4 protein-coding genes are annotated in these 5,063 nt (G+C 62.3%); 1 reads left to right on the forward strand and 3 read right to left on the reverse strand.

The annotated features are described in order from the left end of the window. Positions 1-93: 93 nt before the first annotated feature. On the reverse strand, positions 94-1,179 hold the full coding sequence (locus tag VN004_RS11150; RefSeq protein ID WP_325609930.1) for a TRAP transporter substrate-binding protein: 1,086 nt from the start codon (positions 1,177-1,179) through the stop codon (positions 94-96). Positions 1,180-1,376: 197 nt separating this feature from the next. On the opposite strand from VN004_RS11150, the gene VN004_RS11155 reads away from it, so the two are divergent. Beyond that, positions 1,377-2,252, forward strand: coding sequence for a dienelactone hydrolase family protein (locus VN004_RS11155; protein ID WP_325609932.1), 876 nt, complete (start codon positions 1,377-1,379; stop codon positions 2,250-2,252). 81 nt (positions 2,253-2,333) lie between these two features. On the opposite strand, the gene VN004_RS11160 is transcribed toward VN004_RS11155, so the two are convergent. Then, positions 2,334-3,701: an amidase gene (locus VN004_RS11160; RefSeq protein WP_325609934.1), complete on the reverse strand. Its 1,368-nt coding sequence runs from the start codon at positions 3,699-3,701 to the stop codon at positions 2,334-2,336. A 31-nt stretch (positions 3,702-3,732) separates the two neighbouring features. Then, a partial coding sequence (locus tag VN004_RS11165) for a TRAP transporter large permease (RefSeq protein ID WP_325609936.1) occupies positions 3,733-5,063 on the reverse strand: 1,331 nt, incomplete at its 5' end.

Consider the following 5,063-nt stretch of genomic DNA (forward strand, 5'->3'; position numbering starts at 1 on the left):
CAGCGCGATGCCAAGCGACAGCCACGAGGTCAGGCGGCCGACAAGATCGGTGAATGCATCGATCCCGCCTGCCAGCTTTTCGATGGATTGCAATCAGGCCTTCCTGATCTTGGTGTGGTAGACGGTCTCGCTGAGGTCGGCCCAATTATCGTACTTGCTCTTGTAGGCCATGTAGGATTCGTGGACCTTCCTGGTCACGGGATCTTTCGCTATGGCTTCCGCCAGAACCTTGTCGGTCGCGACCCTGAGCGCCTTGACCACGGAGTCCGGCAAGGGCTGCGCGATCACGCCCTGGTTCTTGACGAGGTCTTCGAGCGCCTCGGCGTTGTTTTTCTGGCACCAGGCTTCGCTGACGGTGTTGCAGGCCGCGCAGGCATTTTCCACGATGGCCTTGAGATCAGGCGGTAGCGAATTCCACTTCGCCTTGTTGATGGTGAGCTCAGATGCGGTCGCCATCTCGTGCCAGCCGGTGGTGTAGTAATATTTCGCGACCTTCTGCAGGCCGAGTTGTCGGTCGAGATACGGACCGACAAATTCCGCCGCGTCGATGACGCCGCGTTCAAGCGAAGGGAAGATTTCGCCCGGCGCGATCAGGCGGGAATCGACGCCGAGCTCCTTGTAAACGCGCCCCGCAAGACCGGGAATGCGCATCTTGATGCCCTGAAGATCTTCCGGCTTTTCGATCGGCTTGCGGAACCAGCCGGTCATCTGCACGCCGGTATTGCCGCAGACAAAAGGCACGAGATTGAAGCGGTCATAGACCTCGCGCCACAGCTGGAGGCCGCCGCCGTCATACATCCAGCCATTGAAGCCCTGGAAATTCAGACCGAAGGGCACCGCGGTGAAGTATTGCGCGGCGAAGCTCTTGCCCGTCCAGAAATACGAATTGGCGTAATTCATCTCGACGGTGCCGGACGACACCGCGTCAAAGCCTTCCGCTGCAGGGATCAGTTCGCCTGCGCCGAAGAACTGGATCTTGAGGCGTCCGTTCGACATTTCCTCGATGCGCTTGCAGAGATCCTTCGCGCTACCCGGCCCGGTCGAATAGAACGCGGCGTTGGGGCCGTAGAAGCTCGTCATCTTCCAATTAAAGGTGGTCTGCGCCCGCACCACCGCGGGAGCGGCTATCGTCGCCGCGCCGCCTGCCAGAGCCAGTTTTGTGAAGTCCCGACGTCGCATGACACTCTCCCGCTGATGGTTCCGAGCGTCATCTTCAAGCAAATTGCAGGCCAGCCATTGTCTGCGCCACTCGTGACGCCTTGCTTTTTGCCGTTGTGATCTGCCCAAATCTTAGGCGCAGCCTTGATCGTCAAGCAATCAGTTACGCGTGGATGCAATCAGCGTTCGCGGTGTTGTCTCGATCGATGGGAGGCTACATGGATCAGCGCATCATCAATCTCTACGATCGTTTTACACATGGTGAAATGACCCGGCGCCGTTTCCTGGACAAGCTGGCCGAACTCGCCGGGTCGGCTACTGCGGCCGCTGCATTGCTGCCGCTTCTCCAGAACGATTACGCGAAGGCTGCGATCGTTGCCGACAACGACCCCCGGCTTGTGTCCGAGCGGGTGTCGTTTGAGTCGCCGAAGGGCCGGATCAATGGATATCTCACACGCTTGAAAGGCAACGAGAAGCGCCCTGCCGTGCTCGTCGTCCACGAAAACCGCGGGCTCAACCCGCATCTCGAGGACGTTGCACGTCGTCTCGCGCTCGCGGGCTTTCTTGCCTACGCCGTTGACCTTCTTTCGCTCGTCGGCGGGACGCCGCCAGACGAGGATGACGCCCGCAACCTTCATGGCAGGTTGAATCCGGACGACGCGCTGGTTGCGCTGGTCGCCGCCGTCGATTTCCTCAAGACGTATCCAGGGTCGACCGGCAAGGTCGGCGCAGTCGGTTTCTGCTTCGGCGGGATGATGGTGAACCGGCTCGCCGCGGCGAGCCCCGAACTCGACGCCGGCGTGGCCTATTACGGACGGCAGGTGCCGGCGGTGCAGGTGCCAAACATCAAGGCGTCATTGCTGTTGCATTATGCCGAGAACGATGTCGCCGTGAATGCAGGCATTGCGGAGTATGAAGCCGCGCTCAAGGCCAACAACAAGCGCTACGCGATCCACACCTATCCGGGCACGCAGCACGCCTTCAACAACGACACGGGCGCGGCAAGGTACAACAAGGCTGCGGCCGATCTCGCCTGGCAGCGGACCATCGCGTTCTTCAACGAGACGCTGGGGACACCTCCAAAGGGTGCCTGACGCGCTTATCCCCGCGTTGCACACGCAAGCAACGGGCGGGGCGGTGGACAGCCATGGCCGCCCGCTCCGCTTCCGGCGGCATCACTTCGATCGCCGACGTTTCTCCTTTTTGGGGCCTTGCGCGACTTTTCCGATCAGCCATTTGGCATGGCGCAGCAGGCGCGCGTCGTCGTTCGGAGCCCCGACAAGCTGTACGCCGATCGGCAGGTCCTCGTCCGAGAGCAGAGGGAGTGACAGCGAAGGCAGGCCCGCCAGCGTCCAGAGCGTGCAGAACACCGGATTGCCCGTGGCGTCGATTCCCATCGGGGCAACGCCGGGCGCCGCGGGCGTGATGATCGCGTTGCAATGCTCGAAATAGCCTTCAAGCGATTGCGCCATCTCGCGCGCTTCATCGCGCGCCCGCTGATATTGCACGGCAGTGACGGCGCGCCCGTCGGCGACCAGTTTGCGCAGCACTTCGCTCACTCCATCGCCGCCGCGATCGACGATGGTGCCGAGATTGTGGGCCATCTCGGCGCTCATGATGGTGCGGTGAATATCCCAGGCATCCGCATAGAGCTCCGGCAGATCGATGCGGATGCAATTCTCACCGAGTTTGTCCGCCAGTTGCTCGAAGCCCTGCTGCGTCGCCGGCTCAGCCTTGTCCCATGCCGGCGTGCGGATGAAGGCAAAGCGCGGCTCGATCGGAAAATCCTCGGCCGCAAAAGCGCGGAAATTCGGGACCGCGAATGGCGGCCGGGTGTCAGGATCGCCCGCGTCGTAACCGGCGATGGCTTCGAGCGCCAGCGCGAGATCGGGCAGCGTGCGCGCGAACGGGCCGGCAACGTCGAGCGTCGGCGAAAGCGGCAAGACGCCGGTGCGCGGCACGAGGCCCCGCGAGGGTTTGGCGCCAAACACGCCGCAGAAAGCGGCCGGCCGTATGATCGAGCCGTTGGTCTGCGTCCCGATCGCGAGTGGCACCATGCCCGACGCCACAGCCGCAGCCGAACCGGATGAGGAGCCTCCCGGCGTGCGATCGGTGTCGTGCGGATTGCGGGTCTTGCCGGGATGGAAATAGGCGAATTCGGTCGTGACCGTCTTGCCGATGATCACCGCGCCGGCAGCCCGCAGCTTGGCGACGAGCGCGGCATCGGAGCGCGTCCGCCGGCCGGCGAACAGCGGAGAACCGAACTCGGTCGGGTAGTCCTCGGTATCGATGATGTCCTTGATCGCCACCGGAATGCCATGCAGCGGACCGAGCGGCTTGCCCTGCAATCTGTGATCGTCGAGACGACGGGCCTGCTCGATGGCATAACCGGGGTCCAGATGCACAAAGGCTCGGATCTCCGGCTCCACCGCCTCGATGCGGGCGAGGCAGGCCCGCACATATTGCTCCGCCGAAATCGCGCCGCTGGCAATCCGGGCCGCAGCATCGGTTGCAGTTAATGCTGCAAGATCACTCTCTGTCACGCTTGTCCTATCCGAAGTCGCCTGGCCGCGGTCAGCGGCCCCCGTACAGATAATTCGGCAGCCACAGCGTCATGCCCGGCCACAGATACATGATAACCATGCAGACGATCACGATCAGCATGTAGGGCATCATGCCGCCGAAGATCTGATTGAGCGTCACATGCTTGGGCGCGACGCCTTTCAGATAGAACGCGGACATCGCGACCGGCGGCGACAGGAACGCCGCTTGCAGGTTCACGAAGACCAGCGTGCCCCACAGGATCGGGTCGATGTTGAAATGCTTCAGCAGCGGCAGGAAGATCGGAACGAAAATCACGATGATTTCGGTCCATTCGAGCGGCCAGCCCAGAAGGAAGATGATCGCCTGCGACAGGATCATGAACTGGATCGGCGACAGGTTCAGTGACAGGACCCATTGCTCGACAAGGGCCTGGCCGCCAAGGATCGCAAACACGCCCGAGAACAATGCCGATCCGACGAACAGCCAGCATACCATCGCGGTGGTCTTGGCGGTGAGGAACACCGCCTCCTTGGTGCGCTTCCAGTCCAGCGTGCGGGCGTGATAGGCCAGCAAAAACGCGCCGGCGGCGCCGACGCCGGCGGATTCGGTCGCCGTGGTGATGCCGAACAGAATCACGGCCAGCACGACGACCGTCAGAATGCCGAGCGGCATGATCGACGTGGACAACAGCTTGATGATCTCCAGCCGATCGGCAGTGAGCCGCGAATAGTAACGAATTTGCCAAAGCAGACAGACCAGGGCTATGCCGGCAAACCACCAGTAAAATGCGGTTGGCGTCCCCGACGCGGCGGGCGTCGGCTCTTGCGGAACGTTCCGCATTCCCAGCTGCTGCACGCCCTCGTACGCGGCTTCTGCCTCGACCTGCTGATGGATCACGACATACCACCAGATCAGCGCCAGGGTGCCGCCGACCAGAAGGAAGGGCACCAGCGTATAGCCGAAGTTCTTGACGATCGTCAGATAGTTGATACGGCCCTTGTCGCCCTCGATTGCCAGCGCCCGCGAGGGCGAGAACAGTGCCGATATGAGGCCGACGAACATATTGTTCGAATAGGCGGCCTGGAACTTGCGCATCCAGTCCGGCACCGGCACCACGGTCTGCTCTTTCGGCAACGGCGGCGCGATCTTCGGATTAATGAGCGCCCAGCCGATGATGTAGGCCAGGTAAAGGAAGGACAGGAAGAAGCCGGGAAACATGGCCGCGGCATAGAGCTTCACCACCGACTGGCCGGCGACCGCCGCGTAGACGATGATCATCACCGACGGGGGGATCAGGATGCCGAGCGTGCCGCCGGCGGTGATGACGCCGGCCGCAAGCCGCGTGTCATAGCCCGCCTTCA

The sequence above is a fragment of the Pseudorhodoplanes sp. genome (assembly GCF_035565855.1).
Lineage (GTDB): Bacteria > Pseudomonadota > Alphaproteobacteria > Rhizobiales > Xanthobacteraceae > Pseudorhodoplanes.

What these genes read in the sequence shown, in the direction of transcription:
- VN004_RS11150 (WP_325609930.1), bottom strand. Translation starts at nt 1,179, where the DNA reads ATGCGACGTCGGGACTTCACAAAACTGGCTCTGGCAGGCGGCGCGGCG.
- VN004_RS11155 (WP_325609932.1), top strand. Translation starts at nt 1,377, where the DNA reads ATGGATCAGCGCATCATCAATCTCTACGATCGTTTTACACATGGTGAA.